Origin of the sequence: Brevibacillus fulvus, assembly GCF_016908525.1 — a bacterium.
In the GTDB taxonomy this organism is placed as follows: domain Bacteria; phylum Bacillota; class Bacilli; order Brevibacillales; family Brevibacillaceae; genus Brevibacillus_G; species Brevibacillus_G fulvus.
The window spans coordinates 30897-49483 of record NZ_JAFBEB010000007.1 but is presented as its reverse complement, the minus strand read 5'-3'; the positions used below and the strand labels follow the sequence as shown (position 1 = coordinate 49483).

At 50.0% G+C, this 18587-nt stretch carries 16 protein-coding genes and 1 riboswitch; of the genes, 3 read left to right on the top strand and 13 right to left on the bottom strand.

From position 1 onward, the window contains the following. Nucleotides 1-101: 101 nt before the first annotated feature. Entirely contained in the window at nucleotides 102-1019 is a 918-nt protein-coding gene (locus JOD01_RS11370) for a pseudouridine-5'-phosphate glycosidase (RefSeq protein WP_204518453.1), read from the bottom strand. A 15-nt stretch (nucleotides 1020-1034) separates the two neighbouring features. Continuing rightward, on the bottom strand, nucleotides 1035-2123 hold the full coding sequence (locus tag JOD01_RS11365) for a carbohydrate kinase (RefSeq protein WP_204518452.1): 1089 nt from the start codon (nucleotides 2121-2123) through the stop codon (nucleotides 1035-1037). Between the two features lie 172 nt (nucleotides 2124-2295). On the opposite strand from JOD01_RS11365, the gene JOD01_RS11360 reads away from it, so the two are divergent. Next, a complete protein-coding gene (locus JOD01_RS11360; protein WP_204518451.1) occupies nucleotides 2296-2982 on the top strand; it encodes a metal-dependent hydrolase in 687 nt (228 codons plus the stop codon). A gap of 62 nt (nucleotides 2983-3044) precedes the next feature. Here JOD01_RS11360 and JOD01_RS11355 read toward each other — a convergent pair whose 3' ends face one another. The 9 genes from JOD01_RS11355 to JOD01_RS11315 all read right to left on the bottom strand — a co-directional run bounded on the left by JOD01_RS11355 (nucleotide 3045) and on the right by JOD01_RS11315 (nucleotide 12735). After that, nucleotides 3045-3926: a LysR family transcriptional regulator gene (locus tag JOD01_RS11355; RefSeq protein ID WP_204518450.1), complete on the bottom strand. Its 882-nt coding sequence runs from the start codon at nucleotides 3924-3926 to the stop codon at nucleotides 3045-3047. 156 nt (nucleotides 3927-4082) lie between these two features. After that, a complete protein-coding gene (locus JOD01_RS11350) occupies nucleotides 4083-5048 on the bottom strand; it encodes a threonine ammonia-lyase (protein ID WP_204518449.1) in 966 nt (321 codons plus the stop codon). Between the two features lie 13 nt (nucleotides 5049-5061). Beyond that, entirely contained in the window at nucleotides 5062-6213 is a 1152-nt protein-coding gene (locus JOD01_RS11345) for a M20 metallopeptidase family protein (RefSeq protein ID WP_204518448.1), read from the bottom strand. 129 nt (nucleotides 6214-6342) lie between these two features. Beyond that, on the bottom strand, nucleotides 6343-7476 hold the full coding sequence (locus tag JOD01_RS11340; protein WP_204518447.1) for an aminotransferase: 1134 nt from the start codon (nucleotides 7474-7476) through the stop codon (nucleotides 6343-6345). A 49-nt stretch (nucleotides 7477-7525) separates the two neighbouring features. Beyond that, nucleotides 7526-8581 carry an ornithine cyclodeaminase family protein gene (locus JOD01_RS11335; protein WP_204518446.1) on the bottom strand — a complete coding sequence of 352 codons (1056 nt, stop codon included), beginning with the start codon at nucleotides 8579-8581 and terminating at the stop codon, nucleotides 7526-7528. 224 nt (nucleotides 8582-8805) lie between these two features. Further along, the gene (locus tag JOD01_RS11330; RefSeq protein ID WP_204518581.1) at nucleotides 8806-10380 is read right to left on the bottom strand and encodes a catalase; all 1575 of its coding nucleotides are present in this window, start codon (nucleotides 10378-10380) and stop codon (nucleotides 8806-8808) included. Between the two features lie 288 nt (nucleotides 10381-10668). Next, a complete protein-coding gene (locus tag JOD01_RS11325; protein WP_204518445.1) occupies nucleotides 10669-11052 on the bottom strand; it encodes a RidA family protein in 384 nt (127 codons plus the stop codon). 130 nt (nucleotides 11053-11182) lie between these two features. Further along, nucleotides 11183-11929: a hydrogen peroxide-dependent heme synthase gene (gene hemQ / locus JOD01_RS11320; RefSeq protein WP_204518444.1), complete on the bottom strand. Its 747-nt coding sequence runs from the start codon at nucleotides 11927-11929 to the stop codon at nucleotides 11183-11185. A 110-nt stretch (nucleotides 11930-12039) separates the two neighbouring features. Beyond that, nucleotides 12040-12735: an MgtC/SapB family protein gene (locus JOD01_RS11315; RefSeq protein WP_420829083.1), complete on the bottom strand. Its 696-nt coding sequence runs from the start codon at nucleotides 12733-12735 to the stop codon at nucleotides 12040-12042. Between the two features lie 153 nt (nucleotides 12736-12888). After that, nucleotides 12889-13047, top strand: a riboswitch (cyclic di-AMP (ydaO/yuaA leader). A 3-nt stretch (nucleotides 13048-13050) separates the two neighbouring features. On the opposite strand from JOD01_RS11315, the gene JOD01_RS11310 reads away from it, so the two are divergent. Next, nucleotides 13051-13719, top strand: coding sequence for a 3D domain-containing protein (locus JOD01_RS11310; RefSeq protein ID WP_239565402.1), 669 nt, complete (start codon nucleotides 13051-13053; stop codon nucleotides 13717-13719). A gap of 67 nt (nucleotides 13720-13786) precedes the next feature. Here the strand turns inward: JOD01_RS11310 and JOD01_RS11305 are convergent, their stop codons facing one another. Together JOD01_RS11305 and JOD01_RS11300 are read right to left on the bottom strand one after the other, a co-directional pair. After that, nucleotides 13787-14761 (bottom strand): aromatic acid exporter family protein, encoded by a 975-nt coding sequence (locus tag JOD01_RS11305; protein WP_204518443.1) that lies wholly within the window; start codon nucleotides 14759-14761, stop codon nucleotides 13787-13789. 114 nt (nucleotides 14762-14875) lie between these two features. After that, nucleotides 14876-17074 carry a PAS domain S-box protein gene (locus JOD01_RS11300; protein WP_204518442.1) on the bottom strand — a complete coding sequence of 733 codons (2199 nt, stop codon included), beginning with the start codon at nucleotides 17072-17074 and terminating at the stop codon, nucleotides 14876-14878. A 164-nt stretch (nucleotides 17075-17238) separates the two neighbouring features. On the opposite strand from JOD01_RS11300, the gene JOD01_RS11295 reads away from it, so the two are divergent. Next, nucleotides 17239-18576, top strand: a complete 1338-nt coding sequence (locus tag JOD01_RS11295; protein ID WP_204518441.1) for a cytochrome ubiquinol oxidase subunit I — start codon at nucleotides 17239-17241, stop codon at nucleotides 18574-18576. Nucleotides 18577-18587 lie beyond the last annotated feature (11 nt).

The window sequence follows — 18587 nt, the reverse complement described above, 5'->3', positions numbered from 1 at the left end:
GTAGCCAAGGGTGCTTCTGCAAGCCGTGGCCTTGCTCTTTTGTACGCAACGAAGCTACGAAGCGGCAAGGCACTAAAACCGACCGCTTCCCTTCCCTTGCATTAATTGGCCTTCGCTTGCAGGGCAACGGCAATCTTCGCCGCGACCTCAGCGTTATGCTTGACCAAAGCGATGTTGGTTTGCAAACTTTTGCCCCCTGTCAATTGTTTAACCTTGTCCAAGATGAATGGGGTTACTTGTTTGCCGGTAATCCGGTTTTGTTTCGCTTCCTCCAGCGCTTGCAAGATAACCTGCTCGATCTCAGCAAAGTTCATCGCATCCGCTTCCGGAACCGGATTCGCAATGATTGCGCCGCCATTCAGGCCAAGCTTCCATTTGGTGTCGAGCACGGCTGCTGTTTCTTCCGGCGTATCGAGGCGAAAATCGACCGAATAGCCGCTTTCCCGCGAATAGAACGAAGGAAACTCGCTGCATTTGTAACCGATAACCGGTACTCCCTGCGTCTCCAAATATTCCAGCGTCCGGCCAATATCGAGAATCGATTTTGCTCCAGCGCAAACGACCGCTACATTGGTTTGAGCCAATTCCGTAAGGTCTGCCGATACATCCCAGGTAATTTCCCCTTCGCGATGCACGCCGCCGATCCCGCCGGTGGCAAATATTTTGATGCCGGCCAATTGGGCAGCGATCATTGTACCCGCTACCGTAGTGGCTCCGATTTTGCCGCTGGCCAGGATGTACGGAAAATCGCGACGGCTTACTTTTTCAACCGCTTTATTGGTCGCAAACTCCTCCAGTTCGCTCTCGCTCAAACCAATCTTGATTCTGCCTCCCATCAGGCCAATCGTCGCCGGAACAGCGCCGTTGTCGCGAATAATTTGTTCCACTTCTTTCGCCATTTGCACATTTTGCGGGTACGGCATTCCATGCGAAATGATCGTTGTCTCCAGAGCTACAATCGGTTGATTTTTTTTGATCGCTTGTTCCACTTCTTCGCTAAAACTCAAATATTGTTTCATTGTCTTCTCTCCTTTTCATTCATGGCCGACCATCGCATATAGCTGTTCCGGCTGTAATTTGGCTGATACCGAACTTTCCGTTTGCAAAGTGAGGGCTGATGCCGCCAATCCCAACTGGCAAGCTTTGACAAAGGCTTCGCCGGAACAAATCCCGAACAGGAAGCCTGCGGCAAAAGCATCGCCGGCACCGGTCACATCAACGATCTCGGTGCGAAATGGCTGCAATTGGCCTGTTCCGGCTTCGCCGTCATAAAAAATGCCCTCCTCGCCCAGAGTGACAATGACATTTTTCACCCCTCGCGCGCGGATGCTGCGACAGGCCTCCGCACATTCGCGCATCGAGCCGATCGGCATGTCGGCCAATAACTCGGCCTCTTCCCGATTGGGTAAAATCGCTTCCACTCCATCGAGGCGTGCCGGCAGCTTTTTCGCTTTTGCCGATGAAACGGGATCAATGTATAATGCAAGGCTTTCCTCCCGACAGCGGTTGACGATATAGGCGATTGTTTCCGCCGGCAGGTTGGTATCAAGCAGCACCGCACGTGAAGCCTTGATATGTGACCATTTTTCCGCCACAAATTCTGGCGACAGCTTGTCGTAAATATCCATGTTGGCCAGCGAGATGACCATCTCGCCATCAACATCAAGCAACGCTGTATAACTGCCGGTTCGCTCCGCGGGAAAAATCCAGGACTGGCTCACATCGACGCCATGGTTGCGGGTTTCCTGAAGTACCCAATTCCCTTCGCGATCGTCCCCTACACAAGTAAACAGAGCAGTTTGACAGCCTAACCGGCCCAAATTTTCGGCGATGTTTCGCGCGACCCCGCCGCATGACTCACTGATTGTCACCGGATTGGAGGAATGCAGTTGAACTTTCTCCTTGCTTCGCGCTTTTCGGTCCAGGTTGGCACCGCCAATACAGCTAATCGTCGATTCATCCCGCAGGATATAGGCGCGACCCTTGATTTCTCCGCGCTTGGTCAGATTGGCGATATAACCGGCTACGGCCGAACGGGAAATCCCGACTTTATCCGCCAACTCTTGCTGGGAGACAAAGGGATTCATCCGAATGTATTGTAGAATCTGGCTTTCTTTGTCCATCCGCTCGCCTCCTCAACAAAAGTTTATTACTTTAACAAGTGTTTGTAAAGTGGCAGTTCATTTCTTTTGTCATCTTCCGCCTTCTCCACGAGTATGCGCTTCAGAGAGGATATTTTATCCAACATTTGCTATAATGAAAGCGTGTTATTCATACTTGAAAGGTGGGTTTTTAATGAAGATTACCTTTTTGGGTCACGCGACAACGTTGGTTGAAGCTGGCGGAAAAACTGTTGTGATTGACCCGTTTCTCACCCATAATCCATCTGCGTCACTGAAAGCCGAAGAGGTGAAAGCCGACGCTGTCTTGCTGACACATGGTCACGGTGACCACATCAGCGATGCTTTGCAAATTGCCAAACAAAACGATTGCCCGATCATCGCGATGGTGGAACTGGCCAATCACTTCCAAAGCCTGGGCGCCAAAACGCACGGCTTGAACTTGGGCGGTTCGTATCAATTTGAATTTGGACGGGTTAAATTGACGCTGGCCTTCCACAGCTCCGGTATCGATCTCGAAGATGGCAGCGTCAAATACGCTGGCGAACCGTCCGGCATCTTGCTGACGATGGGCGGAAAAACATTCTACCATGCCGGCGATACCGCGCTTTTTGGCGATATGAAACTGATTGGGGAAATGCACGAGATCGATGTCGCCGCCTTGCCAATCGGTGACAACTTCACAATGGGCCCCGAAGATGCCGCCGTTGCAGCGAGCTGGATCAAAGCAGGCGTGACGTTCCCCATTCACTACAATACGTTCCCCGTCATCCAGCAAGATCCCGAACGCTTCGTCAAATTGCTGGAAGAAAAACAGCTCCGCGGTCAAGTGCTGCAGCCGGGGCAAAGTCTGGAAGTGTAATGCCTCCTACATATACACAAAAAAAAGGACAGGATCGCAAACGATTTCCTGTCCTTTTTGCTTTACTTCGCCAGCAAGGTTGTCCATTGAGCATGAACAAGATTGGTAAATGTCTGAATCGTCGCTTCCTGCGCTCGTTCCTTGATGCAAATCAAGGTAGTATCAGCTGTATTGGCGAATTGATGCAGCACCGTCAGTTTACTGGCAGCAATCTCGTCCGCAATCAGCGCTTTGCTAAGCATGGCCACACCTGTATGATTCAGTACCGCCCGTTTGATCGTTTCTTCACTACTGCATTCAATCACATTTCTCGGTTCGTAGCCAATTTCCGCCAAGCAATGGCCAATAAAGTGGTCCAGATTGCAACCTTGTTGAAAAGAAATAAACGGGTATTCCGCCATCACTTGCTCCTTGGAACTTCCCTGCATCAGCTCCGGTGTGGCCACCAAGACAAACTGTTCTTGGTCGATCACGTCGGAAACCAGCCTGGGCGCATCACATTGCCCGGAGATGATGCCGATATCTGCCTTGTTGGTGGCAATCAGTCTGATTGCCTCCTGGCTGTTGCATGAGATCAGCTGGAGCTTGACTTGCGGATGCTCCTGAACGTATAGCCGTAAAATCAATGACAAATAGGTTGTGCAAAAAAACTCCGGCGCTGCAACCACCAGGGACCCGAACGGATTATCCAGCTTTTTCAAGTCTTCTTCCATTTCATCGAGTACAGCAAATAGCTTGTCTGTATGTTGTTTGAGCAACTTTCCCGTCGGTGTCAAAAACGTGCGCTTCCCTACCCGATTAAACAACGTTTTGCCCAGTTCCTTTTCCAATGCTTTGATCTGCAGGGTGATGGTCGGCTGACTGTAACCTAGCTGTTCTGCCGCCTTGGTCAAATTCAAGTGGTTGGCAACAGTTTGAAATGTTCGCAAATTTCGCAATTCCATCTTCTCACCTCTTTTTCCCAATTAAAAGGGAACCGGGACAATAAACATCCATCATACTCTAAGACAAGTGTACCGCATCAAAATGCGAAGGACAACCATCGCTGTACATGCAAAAGGACAACCGCCAGTTGCGGTTGTCCGAAAAAAGCCATTTGTTTAGGCGTGCTCTTTGATCAATTTGGCCAATTTGCCGGCATCGACATTGCTGCCGCTGACAATCGTCAGTACTTTACGCCCGGCCAGCCGGCCCAGGCTGTGCTGAAGCAAGGCAGCAATCCCGACCGCACCGGAGCCTTCCACCATATAATGATGTTCCTTGGCCATCCAGGCCATTGCCTCGGCGACGTGCGCCTCTTCGACAAGAATGAAATCATCGACCAGCCCGATCGCCAAATCGAGATTCCCTTGGGTGATCCCGCCATGCAATCCGTCGGCCAGCGAATCGCTGTATTCTACATCTACCAGTTTCCCGGCCCGAAAAGAGTAGTACCAAGGCGGCGAAGCATGGGTTTGAATTCCGATTACCTTGATGTCCGGATTGATCGCTTTGGCGGCAATCGCGATCCCGCAAATTAATCCCCCGCCGCCTGCGGGTACGAGAATCGTATCGAAATCCGGCTTTTCCAGCAAAGCTTCCAGCCCAACCGTTCCCTGACCGGCAATGATCTCGTTATCTTCAAAGGCGTGGACAAACGTTCTGCCGGTTTCTTCGGCCAGTCGGTACGCATGCGCTTCCGCTTCGTCGTAATTGGCTCCGTACACAACCAATTCAGCGCCATATTTTTTGATCCCCGCCTTTTTCGTTTCCGGGGCGGTTTCCGGAACGACGATCAAGGCAGAAACGCCAATCAGCGAGGAGGCATACGCCACGCCTTGCGCGTGATTGCCGGCAGAAGCGGTAATCACGCCTTTGCTTAACTCTTCCGTGGTCAGGGAAGAAATTTTATTGAAGGCCCCCCGAATTTTGAACGAACCCGTCTTTTGCAAACTTTCCAGCTTCAACCAGACATCCGCTTCCGTCAGTCTGGACAGCGCCTCGGAACGGATCAACGGCGTTTTCACCACTTCGGAAGCAATCCGGTTCTGCGCTTTGATAATATCGAGAAAGGATACTTGCAGCATCCAAAAGCCCCCCCTAAGCAAACTGTTTGACAAGCTGAATAAACAGCGCAATCCCATCCGGAATGGTCTCTTCATCAATATCGAATCGTTGATGATGATGCGGATACGCGCTCTTTTCGCCACCCATGCCAACGAAAATAAAGGCACCTCGTTGCCGCTGGAGATAATGTGAAAAATCTTCGCCCCCCATCACCGGTTCAACAAACGCTACGGTATCAGCACCAAACGTATCGGCAATCACTTGCTCGGCAAACTGGCTCATTTCCTTGTCATTGACGACAGCAGGCGTGCCGTAATCGAATTCAAAGCGCCCGACCGCCCCAAAGCTTGCACTGATCCCTTCCACCAGCTTTTTCATTTCCTGATTGAGGAAATCTCTCATTTCATTGGAAAACGCCCGCACCGTTCCGCACATAAACGCCTGGCTGGGGATGATGTTATAGGTTGTCCCCGTTTCCACTTTTCCGACAGAAATGACCGCCGGTTGCAGCGGATTGATTCTGCGGCCGATGATCGATTGCAGCGCCGTGATAATATGACCGGCAATATAAATCGGGTCGACGGTATCGTGCGGCATGGAACCGTGGCCGCCTTTACCTTCGATCGTGATCCGGAAATCGTCGGCGGAAGCCATCATCGGTCCGTGTGCAACACCAATTTTCCCTTTTTCCATCGCCTGCCAGAGATGAAGGCCAAATACGGCGTCGACATGATCAACAACCCCTTCTTTGACCAGTTTCTCAGCGCCGCTGGGCAGCATCTCTTCCGACGATTGGAAAATGAATTGGACATTGTGTTTGATCTCGGAGCGATGCTCGGACATCCATTTCGCCACCGCCAGCAAAATCGCCGTGTGACCGTCATGGCCGCAAGCGTGCATCACGCCGGGACGTTTGGATACATAGCTTTTGTCGCTCTCTTCCGTAATCGGCAGCGCGTCGATGTCGGCACGCAGCGCAATCGTCTTGGCTCCTTCCGTCCCTTTCAGCAAGGCCACGACGCTTGGCGCCGGGTAGTCCAATATTTCCAAATCCAATTGTTGCAAAATGTTGCGGATATATTGGCAAGTTTCATATTCTTGGCCGGACAATTCCGGATTTTCGTGCAAATATCTGCGATGGGCAATCGCCCACTCGGCCAACTCTTGATCAATCAAAGCGTTCATCAAAGCTCCTCCTCAAACCAGCCGCTATGAAACATGCGGAATCTTGTGATGTTATTTTTCAACAAAAGTATAAATATTAATTTTTGTCGATTTTTATAAATCATAACATACCCGATCCGTCGTTGACTATCATTTCTCCGTTTCCTTCAAGGTCCGCAAAAACTCGGATACTTTTTCCAAGCCATCTTGCAGCACCTTTGTTCCGCAAGCGTAGCCGATCCGCACATACCCTTCCAGATCAAAACAGCTGCCCGGAGTCAGGAATGCGCCGTTTGCCTTGAACAGATCGATGCAAAATTGTTCAGAAGGAATGTCAAAATCATATTTCAGCATCGCCGTGGTGCCGGCCCGCGGTTTGACATAGCTGATCGCCGGCTCCCGCTGCACCCATTCATCCAAAATCTTTGCGTTGGTGCGGACGATGGACAAGCTGCGCGCCATCACCTTGTCATAGTTTCTCAAAGCGTGAGAAGCAAGGATGTCATCGAGCATGCCGCAGCTGATCGTTGTGTAATCGCGATGCTGAAAACATTGTTTGATCACATCTTCCGGAGCGGCGATCCATCCAAGACGCAGTCCGGCGAGCGAAAATACTTTTGACATGCTGCTTGTGCTGATCCCTTTTTCATACAGATCGGCAATCGAAGGAACATCCACATCTTCCTCCTGATGAAGTCCGCGATAGACTTCGTCACAGAACAGGTACGCTCCGCAAGAACGGGCGATATCGACGATCTGCTGGAGCATTTCCCGCTCCATCAACGAGCCGGATGGATTGTTCGGATTGTTGATGCAGATCAGCTTCGTTTTCTCGGTGACGAGTGAACGCAACTCGTCCAGATCCGGCAAGAAGTTGTTCTCCGGACGAAGCTCCAGCAATTTGACGGTCGCTCCAAACGACCTCGGAACCTCGTAAATCTGCTGATAAGTCGGATGAACGGAGATGACCTCATCACCCGGTTTCACCAACGTATACAACAGCAAAAAGTTGGCGCCGATCGCACCATTGGTTACCAATACATTGTCCGGTTTCATCGTTTGATAAAGACCGGCGATCAGTTCGCGAAATTCCGGCGATCCTTCAATGTGGCCGTACGTAAGTTTGCGATCTACCAGAGATTGCAAAAAACGTTCCGGTTCATCGGAAAACGAGATCAATTCGCGAAGCGTCAGCGAATCCACACAAGTCTCAGCGATGTTGTACACCGCTTCCATTTCATATGCATTCATCCATTCTTCCACTTTAAAAGGTTTTATCTGCATCTGTCACCCTCCTGCTTCTGTCTTTTCCGCTATATTTGAGCCAATCGGCTTACAAGTCTACCACGCTGCCTAACCCTTTTTGTTCCGCTTCCCGTAAAATGTGGGTAGCAGTCAGCAAATCTTGCAGGGCAATCCCTGTGCTGTCAAAAATCGTAATGTCGCTGTCACTGGTCCGTCCTGGCACTTTGCCCAGCAACACATCGCCGATCTCTGCAACGATCGCCTGCGGCGTAATGACGCCTTTCTTGATCGGCAGTTCCGTTTCGCCGACATTTACCGCCTGCTGCACATCGTCAACGAACAGACGTGCACCGGCAAACAAGTTTTCATCAATTTCCTGCTTGCCTTCCATATCGGCACCGATACAGCTGAAGTGCGTTCCCGGCTTGATCCATTCCTGTTTGACCAACGGCTTGCGAGATGGCGTAGCGGTAATGATAACATCGGCCTCCCGCGCAGCCGCTTCGATGTTGTCGGTAGCCGCAAACGTGATCTCGCAACGTTTGGCCCACTTTGCGTAAAGAGCCGGATCTCCCTTGTATTTGCTTACAAATTTATCGATCAGCGTGTTTTGAATGCTTTGGGCAAACGCCACCGCCCGCTCATGCGACTGCGGATTGTAAATCGTCACCTTTTCAATTTGTTCCATCACCATCAAAGTAGCCATGATTTGGAACGGCGCCTGATGACCCGAGCCAATCATCAACAGATGTTTGGAATCTTTGCGGGCCAAATATTTGGCGCCGATCGCCCCGGCCGCTCCCGTCCGCATGCAGGTGATATGCTCCCCGCTGAGAATGCCCAGCGGTACGCCTGTCCGGCTGTCGAGCACCATCACCATGCCGATTAATTGCGGCAAGTTCTTGGCGCTGTTTTCGCCGAACCAGGAAACCAGCTTCAAGCCGAATACGTTGGCTCCTGTCAGGTGGCCCGACTTAATATCCATATCTGCTTTCCCCTGTTCAAATTCATGGAAAATGAGGGGAAACAAGGTCGCTTGGTCTGTTGCTTTTAATTTGTATGCTTGTTCAACAACTTCGATTACGTTGGACATGTCCAAAATTTGTTCTACAGCGGCCTGATTCACGACGCGGAATGGAAACATGTTGTATACTCCTCTCAGGGTTCATTACTCTTCCTAACCTTAACATAGTTTCAAAAAGCGAAAAAATTAAAAAAGCCTATGGTTATGATGATGAAAGTCTATGCATAAAAATTCAATCAACACGCTCGCCTGCTCTTGGGAAACGCCCATTTTGCCACACATACCCGATAGAAAACTCAAGCCGACCTCTATGCGAGAGTCGGCTTGTTTGTGGTTGTTGTTGATTAATAAGGATCGGCTGAATGTCCGAGTTGCTCCGCTTTTCGCACGGCTTCGCTCGATACGGAAGCTCCCAGCGGACCGCCGATTCCATCTCCTTCGCCGCTTTGTTGCCGGAGTCCTTCGGCAACGCGCCGGCCGTAATCCGGATCGCATTTGGTAAACAGTTCAATCATTCTCTCCTGAATGTCTTTTCGACACGGCCGCAAACCGTTGACAAGATTTTGGATCAGATCATCCCGCTCCCAATCTTCAAACATTCGGTAACGCTCGCCGGCCTGTTTAAAATCGTTGGTCCGATCGATCGAGGCATGGACCAGATTTCCTTCGACGAACGGCGTATATTCTTTTCCCGATTGCGGCGCTTCCCGCAACCCGCCCAAAGAGGAAGGTTCATAGTTGACGTGCGGATTTTGCCGTGGGGCCCGGTCGACGTAATATTCCATCTGGCCGCCGCGCAGGTTGGTCGCCACCCGCTTTTTCGGCGCATTGATCGGCAATTGCAAATAGTTGGTGCCCACCCGGTAGCGCTGAGTATCGGAATAGGAAAATGTTCGGCCGACGAGCATCTTGTCATCGGAAAAGTCAAGCCCGTCTACAAGCACTCCCGTACCGAACGCGGCCTGCTCCACTTCGGCAAAATAATCTTCAGGATTTTTGTTCAGGACCATTTTTCCTACCGGCAGAAACGGGAACTGGTCAACCGGCCAGATTTTGGTATCGTCCAGCGGGTCAAAATCAAGCTCGGGATGGGGACCATCGCTCATGATTTGCACACAAAGCTCCCATTCGGGGTAATCGCCCCGTTCAATCGCTTCATACAGATCCTGGGTAGCATGATTGAAGTTGACAGCCTGAATCTGTTCCGCTTCTTTTTGGGTCAGATTTTTGATTCCTTGCTTCGGCTCCCAATGGTACTTCACCAGGACCGCTTGCCCTTCCGCATTAACCCATTTGTAGGTGTTAACGCCGGAACCTTGCATCTGCCGATAGTTGGCCGGAATTCCCCAAGGGGAAAACAGATAGGTGATCATATTCATCGCTTCCGGCGTGTTGCTGATAAAATCAAAGATGCGGGCCGTATCCTGAATGTTGGTGACCGGATCGGGTTTGAAGGCGTGAATCAAATCGGGAAATTTGATCGCATCCCGGATAAAGAAAACTTTCAGATTGTTGCCTACCAGATCCCAGTTGCCATCTTCCGTATAAAACTTAACGGCAAAACCTCGCGGATCACGCAGCGTCTCAGGAGAAGAAATTCCATGCGTGACCGTTGAAAACCGGACAAACACCGGTGTTCGTTTGCCCTTTTCCTGAAACAATTTGGCTCGCGTATATTTGGCGATCGGTTCATCGCCTACCTTGCCGTATGCTTCAAAGTAGCCGTGTGCCCCAGCGCCGCGCGCGTGCACGACCCGTTCGGGAATCCGTTCGCGATCAAAATGCGTTATTTTCTCCAGAAAATGATAGTTTTCCAGAGTGGCCGGGCCGCGATTGCCCACTGTCCGCATGTTTTGGTTGAACGATTCCGGATGCCCCTGTCTGGTCGTCAAAGTTACATCGTTTTCGTCACCGCCCATTCTGGAATCACCGGGGCCGCCTGCGCCGGTAACCGCCGTCCCGTTGGTGCCGGTATGTTTGTCTGGCTGATCCACAAAGATAACCTCCTTCTTCCATTTGAGAAGCGCTCTCCCGTCCGTATATTGGTGTAAAGGACTTCGGAAATGCTTTACCCAGTTGGTAGCTTTTCCCTCATTTCGGGAAATATGCAAATAAAGGAAGAAGCTCTGTGAGCATAACCAGCTCTTGGCCAAACGACAAGCGAACCGCTAACGACACTGCGAAGCACTGATCTTTGCCCAGATTTGTTACTTGACGACCGCCTCGGCTTCAATTTCAACAAGCAGTCGCGGGTCAATCAACGCCTTTACCTCAACCATCGTGGCAACTGGCTGAATTTTCTTGAAAAACTCGCCATGCGCCTTGCCGATTTCTTCCCATTTGGATATATCCGTTACGAACATTCTGGTTCGAATGACTTGCGTTAAATCCGCTCCCAGTTCATTGAGAGCTTTCTCGATCGTTTGCAAGACAAATTTGGTTTGCTCGTACGGGTTGCCAACGCCGATCACTTCCCCGTCTTTCATAGCCGTCGTTCCGGCCACTTCAATTCTGTCCCCAATACGAATGGCACGACAATAACCGACGCTCTCTTCCCAAGGCGAACCTGTGAATACTTGTTTTCTGTCCATATAAATCCTCCCCCGGCTTTGCTTAAAGGCAATTCGATTATACCAAAGCAGATTGGCTAAAATAGGTTTTTATTCGCAGCCAACCATAAAAAAACTGCCGAGGACTCCCCCGGCAGTGCTTCTCCAAGCATTATACGCTCAGAATGTTCTTTAATTTATCTTCGGTAAGAATGTTGCCGAACAGGAAGGTTCCAAACTCGCCATAGCGGGCGCTTACTTCATCAAATCTCATTTCATAAACAATATATTTAAACTGCAACGGGTCGTTGGCAAAGAGCGTGACTCCCCATTCCCAGTCATCAAAGCCGAGCGAACCGGTAATGACCTGCTTGACTTTTCCGGCATACTTGCGGCCAATCATTCCGTGGGAATACATCAACTCGCGGCGTTGCTCCGTTGAAAGCATATACCAGTTGTCGTTGCCGTCGCGTTTTTTGTTCATCGGATAGAAGCAAATATGCTCCCATTTCGGCAAGATCGGATACAGCCGTTCACGAATGTGCGGATTTTGCTTCGGATCTTCCCCCGGGCTGTTCACATAGTTGCTAAGCTCAACTACGGAAACATACGAGTAATCCGTCGTGGTGAAATCGGCAAAACGCGTCTTGTTAAAGGCGGTCTTCAACTCTTCCAGTTCCTGCGTGGTAGGCCGCAGGTACATGAAAAGAACATCCGCTTTATGGCCCAAAATGGTATAGATGGCGGTACTGCCTTCCTTTGCTTCCTCGTTTGCGCCGCATTGTTGCAGAAAACGCAATAGCTCATCAGTTGCAGCCTGGCGCTCGTCAGCCGACGCCGCTTTCCATTTTTTCCAGTCTATTTTACGAAAGTCGTGATAAGCGTACCAGCCTTCCAAAGTATGCAAAGCTTCACTCATTCCAAACAACTCCTTCATCTGTGTCGATGTTCTGTTTCAGTATAGCACATTTTGGAACAAGCAATGATGGCATGACTGTAAACAAAAAAGGAACCGTCGTGCGATTCCTTTTACAATGTTTCAATTTCGACGGAAACAACATATTGAATTCCGCTGATCAGATAGTAAATTTCCGTGGTGCGCCGTTTCTCCGGGGCGATGGCAATAAATTGAATCTGTTGAATGCCGTCCGGCAAATCTTTGATTTTCACATGTTTGAAACGGATTCCGGCCTGACGCAATTCCTCCAGGATCGCCGTCATCTCGTCATTTTTGTTCAGCCATATTTTCACATGGAAATCCCGCTCGCTCAAGCGTTGGGGTCCCAACAATTTAATGAACAGTGGAAACAGGTTGATCGCGGCAATAATAAGAATATCGGCAATAAATGCTTCGAGATAATAACCTGCTCCGGCAGCGATGCCCAGACCTGATGCAGCCCAGACCATGGCCGCGGTCGTTAAGCCCGAAATCACGTCGTTGCCGCGCTTGAGGATTACCCCCGCGCCAATAAAACCGACACCGCTGACGATTTGCGCCGCCAAACGCATTGGATCCATGTTGGTTGAGCCAGGTACGGAAAATCTCGATACTGCTTGAATGGACACGATGGTAATCAGGCAGCTGGCCACAGAGATCACCATGCTGGTCTTTAATCCCAACGGCTTATGCTTCAATTCACGGTCCAGTCCAATCATCAAGCCTAACAGCAAAGCAAAGCACAGTTTTCCGATTTCACTTGTCAATCCCGTTATATCGATGGCCATCTCCCCCTTTACGAAACTGTCCGCTTCTCATCCATCACGCCTGCTTATTTGCAACTACGGTATTTGCATTATACCGAAAATAAGCAGTTTGCCAAACAGCGTTTTTTTGTTTTCCAATATTTACTGATTTACCCTCAAGCAAATTCTGTGATAACATGACCGAAGCCAAAACTTCCCTTGTTCGGGAAGTGCGGGGGACTTTTTTTGCTCGCAGATCGACATCTGCGATTGGGGTGAATCGCCAGCGTGCGAAGGGTTGACTCCTCAACCCGAATCCGACAACTAACCTCGTAGGCAGTAAAGGGGGAACATGAATTGAAGAAAAACAAGTGGCTCGCTAAGGGATTTGCAGCCATCCTTGCAGGAGGATATTTGGCGATCTCTGCCGTTCAGCCTGCGGCAGCGGCAAGTTATGAAGTGAAGCATAATGACACACTATTTAAAATTGCGCAAACTCGGTTTTTGGGCTTAAGCGCACTCCTGTCCGCCAATAAGGGAATTGATCCGCTTAACTTGCAGGTAGGACAAGTCATTCATTTGCCGACCACGCCGGAAGCGAAAACGGAAGAACCAAAACCGGCCGTACCAACCAAGAAAGCGGCTGTCCCGACGGCAAGCAAAAAACCGGCGCAGCAACCCTTGGTTGCAACAAGCACCGGTCAGAAACTCGCTTACAAGCAAAAGCTCAATGCAGTTGCCACGGCGTATACTGCCCATCCGGCTGAAAATGGCGGCTGGGGCGGCGTCGATTATTTTGGCAATCCGTTAAAAGTCGGGACCATTGCGGTTGATCCTGACGTGATTCCATTGGGAACGAAGGTCTATATTACCGGCTACAACGCTCCTGCGTTGCCCGGCCAAGGACTGATTGCCAAAGCAACCGATGTAGGTGGAAGCATCAAAGGAAACAAAGTTGATATTTTTCTGCCTTCCAGTGCCGAAAAATTCGGGATGCAAAATGTGCAAATTTATATCTTGAAGTAATATTTTCCAGGCTGCGAATCCAGATTCGCAGCCCTTTTTTGTCTGCATGCGGCAAACTCGGTTCGTTTCAGCAGCCAGCCTGGGCTTGTTTTTCCTGCTTTGCTTTCCCCATGCTGTGTTTGATAAACAAATATTGCTGCATTTCGTACAACAAATAAAACAAAGCCGCCCGGATCTCAAACTCTTCTCTTGTTTTGGGCAATTCATCCCGTTTCAATTGTTCTTGCATCTCTTGCAGTTGCTGCAAGAACACAAAGGCCGTGTTTCCCGGATGAACGTGGTCACTCAGCTTTTCCAGAAATTCGGCAATCTGCTGACCTTGGGGAAGCTGTTGATTCAATGAGGACACGATCGGCAGCATCCGTTGCAAAATCTCAAATTGTTTGGAGCGCATAAAGAAGTATTGATAGTAGCCCGGGCTGGGCTTCAACAGCTTGTTCTCCTCATCGCGGGAAGCCTGCAGCATGGCCTTTTCCAGCAACTGATCCGTGTCGATCATTTCCTGACCGGCCCAATCGCTGCTGCCATGGCGCAAATAAAAGGCAAATTCGCGCAAGATTTTGGCGAAATTTTGCTCCAGTTCTTTCTGCAATTCCTGAAGTTCCTTTTCAATGTTGGGCATATACAAGTTCATCAGCAAAGCGACGCCCACACCGATCAGCATCAAGCACACTTCATTGAGCACGATCCCTGGCGTGAACTGCCGCATCGAATAAATATGCAGCAGCACAACCACGCTGGAAACAAAGCCATCGGTAATTTTGAACTTGACCAACACGGGCAAAAAAACCAGCAACAGCAGCATCAATGTCAAGGGATGGTAGCCGAGCAAACTAAAGAAGACAAAACTGAGCAGCAATCCGACCCATGACGCAAGCAAGCGGTTGACCGCAGCCGAAACGGAACGCTTTCGCGTAACCTGGATGCATAAAATGGCGATTACCCCTGCCGCAGAAGGGAAGCGCAATCCGAGCTGTTCGGCGATCAAGATGGCGATGGCCGCCCCGATCGCTGTTTTTAACGTTCGATATCCGATTTTCATTTGATCCATCATCCTTTGCCAACGATCCCTTGTTTTCCCTGTTCGTTCATCTGTTAGCGGACCGTAAAAGCCTCCAGACCCATTACCTTCTTGTAAGCCATTTCGGTCGATTCGTCAAGAGTCGGCCCGTTGGTCCGCAGACGGTTCGATCAAGGGAAAAGAAATCGAAAAGGTCGTTCCCACGTTCAGCTTGCTCTTGACCTTGACTTTTCCTTGATGGTTGCGAATGATGTTGAAGCTGACCAAAAGCCCCAAACCGGTTCCCTTTTCCTTGGTCGTGTAGAAAGGCTGACCCAACCTGACCAATTTCTCCTCCGGTATCCCCTGTCCCTGGTCGCTGATTTCCAGGCGGACTTCGTTGTCCGTTTTGACTTTAATGGAAATATCGCCGCCCTTTGGCATCGCTTCGATCGCATTTTTGATCATGTTGACCAACACTTGCTTGATCTGGTTCTGGTCGCATCGTATCCAGGCTTGCTCCGCTTCAAAAACCGGCGTGATCGTCACGTTTTGCATATTGGCCTGCGAGCTCAACAGCGCAATCACATGGTTGACGATGACGATGAGATCATTGGGCAGATAGGCGGTTTTTTGCGGTTTGCTGACCATCAACAGCTCGCCGATAATCAATTCAATCCGGCTCAGCTCAGAAAACATGATCTCATAGTAATTTTCATTGAGATCCGCTTTCATTAACTGCAAAAATCCTTTGATCGCCGTTAGCGGGTTGCGAATTTCGTGGGCGATGCCAGCGGCCAATTGGCCAACGGCGGTCAGCTTTTCTGACTGTTCCAATATCTCCCGCGCTTTGCGCAGTTCCGCTACATCCCGGATGAATGCGGAAAACAGAGTTTGCTCATCCGCTCGCCACATGGAAAGCGAGATTTCCAACGGCAGTTGCGTACCGTCCTTGCGCCTTCCTTCCAATTCGATCATTTCTCCCCGCAAGCTGGCATTTCCGCTCAACAAGTATCGGTTCACCACCGCTTCACACTTTTGCCAATATTTTTTCGCGATGATTACCTCCATGCTTTTGCCGATCGCTTCCTCCTGGCAATAACCAAAGATGTGTTCCGCACCTTTGTTCCAGACAAGGATTTTCATCTGGCTGTCCATCACGACAATCCCGTCCAATGCGGTATCAATCACAGACTGAAATTTTAACTCCTGATTTCGCTGCTCCTGTTCCACCCGCAGCTTTTCTTCTTCATGCTCTCTGGACAGCTGAACCAAGGCGTTTCTGACTTGCTTGGACTCGGTCATATCCTTGCCGACGACGTAAATCCCTCTCAACTCATGATCGATCATCATCGGAATTGTCTTCAGCAATACATCGACGCGATGTCCCAAGCGGTGGCGAAAGGTCAATTCTGTCTCCAGCGGGTTTCCAATCATCATCTGCGCGGCGAGCTGCTCCACCCGTTCGGGGGGTTCATCGAGAAAAATACCGAGCTTTTCCTGGACAAGCTCTTCATCACGATAACCCAACAAGTTGCGAAACTCCCGATTCACATGCAAAATTCGGCCCTCCAAATCAATCAGACCGATCATATCCAGATTTTCCTCAAACAGCGACTGGTACCTTTTTTCACTGGCGACCATTCGCCGGTTAATATAGATCGAGGTCACGGCCAGACTGAAAATAAACAAAGTTACGAAAGCAATGCCGACACCCAGCCATTGCTCGCTGACGTCATATTGGGACGACATGCTGGGCAAAATCGGCACGATTGTCGTTCCCGCCATTCCGGTATAGTGGAGTGTAATCATGCCGCCGCCCATCAGCAAAGCGGAACAAGCCCGAACAATCAGCTTATGGCTGATTTTTCGCCAGTAGTAAGTGAGCGCAAAAACGAGCAAGGCATCGGCAAGTCCGATGATCTCTGTCAAGATGATGCTAAGAGGATCAAAGTGAATGTAAAAGTGAGGATGCAAGGCCAACACGCCGACAAAATGCATGGCGCAGGCGCCAGTGCCCAAAATCAGACTGCCGAAGAACACTTTTTTTCCGGTAAGCTTTTCACTGCCGATTAATCCGAGGGCAAGGACCGTGGAGAATACCGAGATTGCCAAGGAACTGAGAGATATGTAAATACTGTAGCTTTCGTAACTGGGCAGCCGGTATGCCAACATCGCGATAAAATGCATGGACCACAAGCCGATTCCCAATGAACTCCCGGCCATAATCAACCAGAACTTTTGTCTCGTCAGCTGCAGACGTTCCGTCAAGCTCATAGACGTATAAGCAGAGGCGGTGGACACCACATAAGCGAGCAAAACCAGATGCAAATGAGATTGATGCAATAAGTTCATACAGCCAAACTCCTATGCGCGTTTTGTATACATTCATTGTAAAGTGTTGAGGAAAGTTTGACCAGTTAAATCAATTATCGATAAATATGGGAACTTTTTGGTATAACATCAGACAATATATGGAAGTCTATCCCTGAAGTTATTGTCGGAGGAGGAAGAAAACGTTGGACGATATCTTGATCGCCAGATCGACGTTTGGGTTAACGATGGGCTTTCACATTATTTTTGCCAGTCTGGGCGTAGGGCTGCCTTTGATGATTCTGGCTGCTGAAATCCTGTATCAGCGAACCAAGGACAAAGATTATGAGCTAATGGCCAAACGATGGACGAAAGGACAAGCCATCTTGCTGGGAGTCGCCATTCCTTCCGGCACGATCGCTGGCGTTCAGCTTTCGTTGTTATGGCCGGGATTTATGGAGATCGTCGGCAAAGTCATCTCCCTCCCGTTTCAGATTGAAATTTTTGCGTTTTTCCTGGAAGCGCTGTTTATGTCCATTTACGTCTATGCCGCCGACCGCCTCTCTCCTTTCATGCGGATTATCAGTGTTTTTCTCGTCCTGCTGGGGGCGACGGCTTCCGCTGTGTTGATTACCAATGTCCATGCCTTTGAAGGAACCCCGACCGGCTTTCGGATAACCAATGGCGAAGTGACGGATGTAGATCCTTGGGCCGCTTTCTTTAACCCCAGCTTTCTCGTCACGGCCGGCCATGTAACCGTCTCCGCCTATATGACCGGAGCGTTTATGATTGCGACCATCGCTGCGTTTAAAATGCTGCGCGCCAAGCATTTAGGGCGGGAATATCTTTTCCACCAGAAAGCTTTGCTGCTCGGCTTGATTCTCGGTGGCACCTTTTCCCTGCTGACTGCCTTGAACGGGCATGAGTCCGCCCAGTATTTGCACCGCTACCAGCCGGAAAAATTGGCGGCGGCGGAAGGCTTGTTTGAAACACAACCATACGCTCCGCTGGCGATCGGCGGTATCACCGATCCGGAAACGAAAGAAGTCAAGTATGCGATTGAAATTCCTTGGTTGCTCAGTTTTCTGGCGGCAAACCGCTTTGACGAGGTGGTTGTCGGCTTAAACGATTTTCCGGAAGAGGAGTGGCCGCCGCTGTTTATTCATACGCTGTTTAACGGGATGGTCGGCATTGGCAGCCTGCTGGTGCTTGTCGGCTTCGTCGGTTTTGCCTGGAAAAAGCTGCTCAAAAAAGAGACCTTTCCGCGCTGGGCGATGTGGATCTTTGTTTGCGGGGGGCCATTAGCATTGCTCGGCATCGAATTTGGCTGGGTTTTTGCTTGTACGGGCCGGCAACCGTGGGTCATTTATCACGTGATGAAAACGGCGGAAGCAGCCACCCATTCAGAGGGATTGGGTCTGTTTTTCATTCTGTTTTTGCTCGTCTATCTGGCATTGGCGGTGATTACCTTGCTGGTATTTTACAGCTATTTCAAGCGCCACCCCCTGCGCCCGTTGGACGGCAAAGAAGAAACGGTGAAATAAATCCGAAAAGA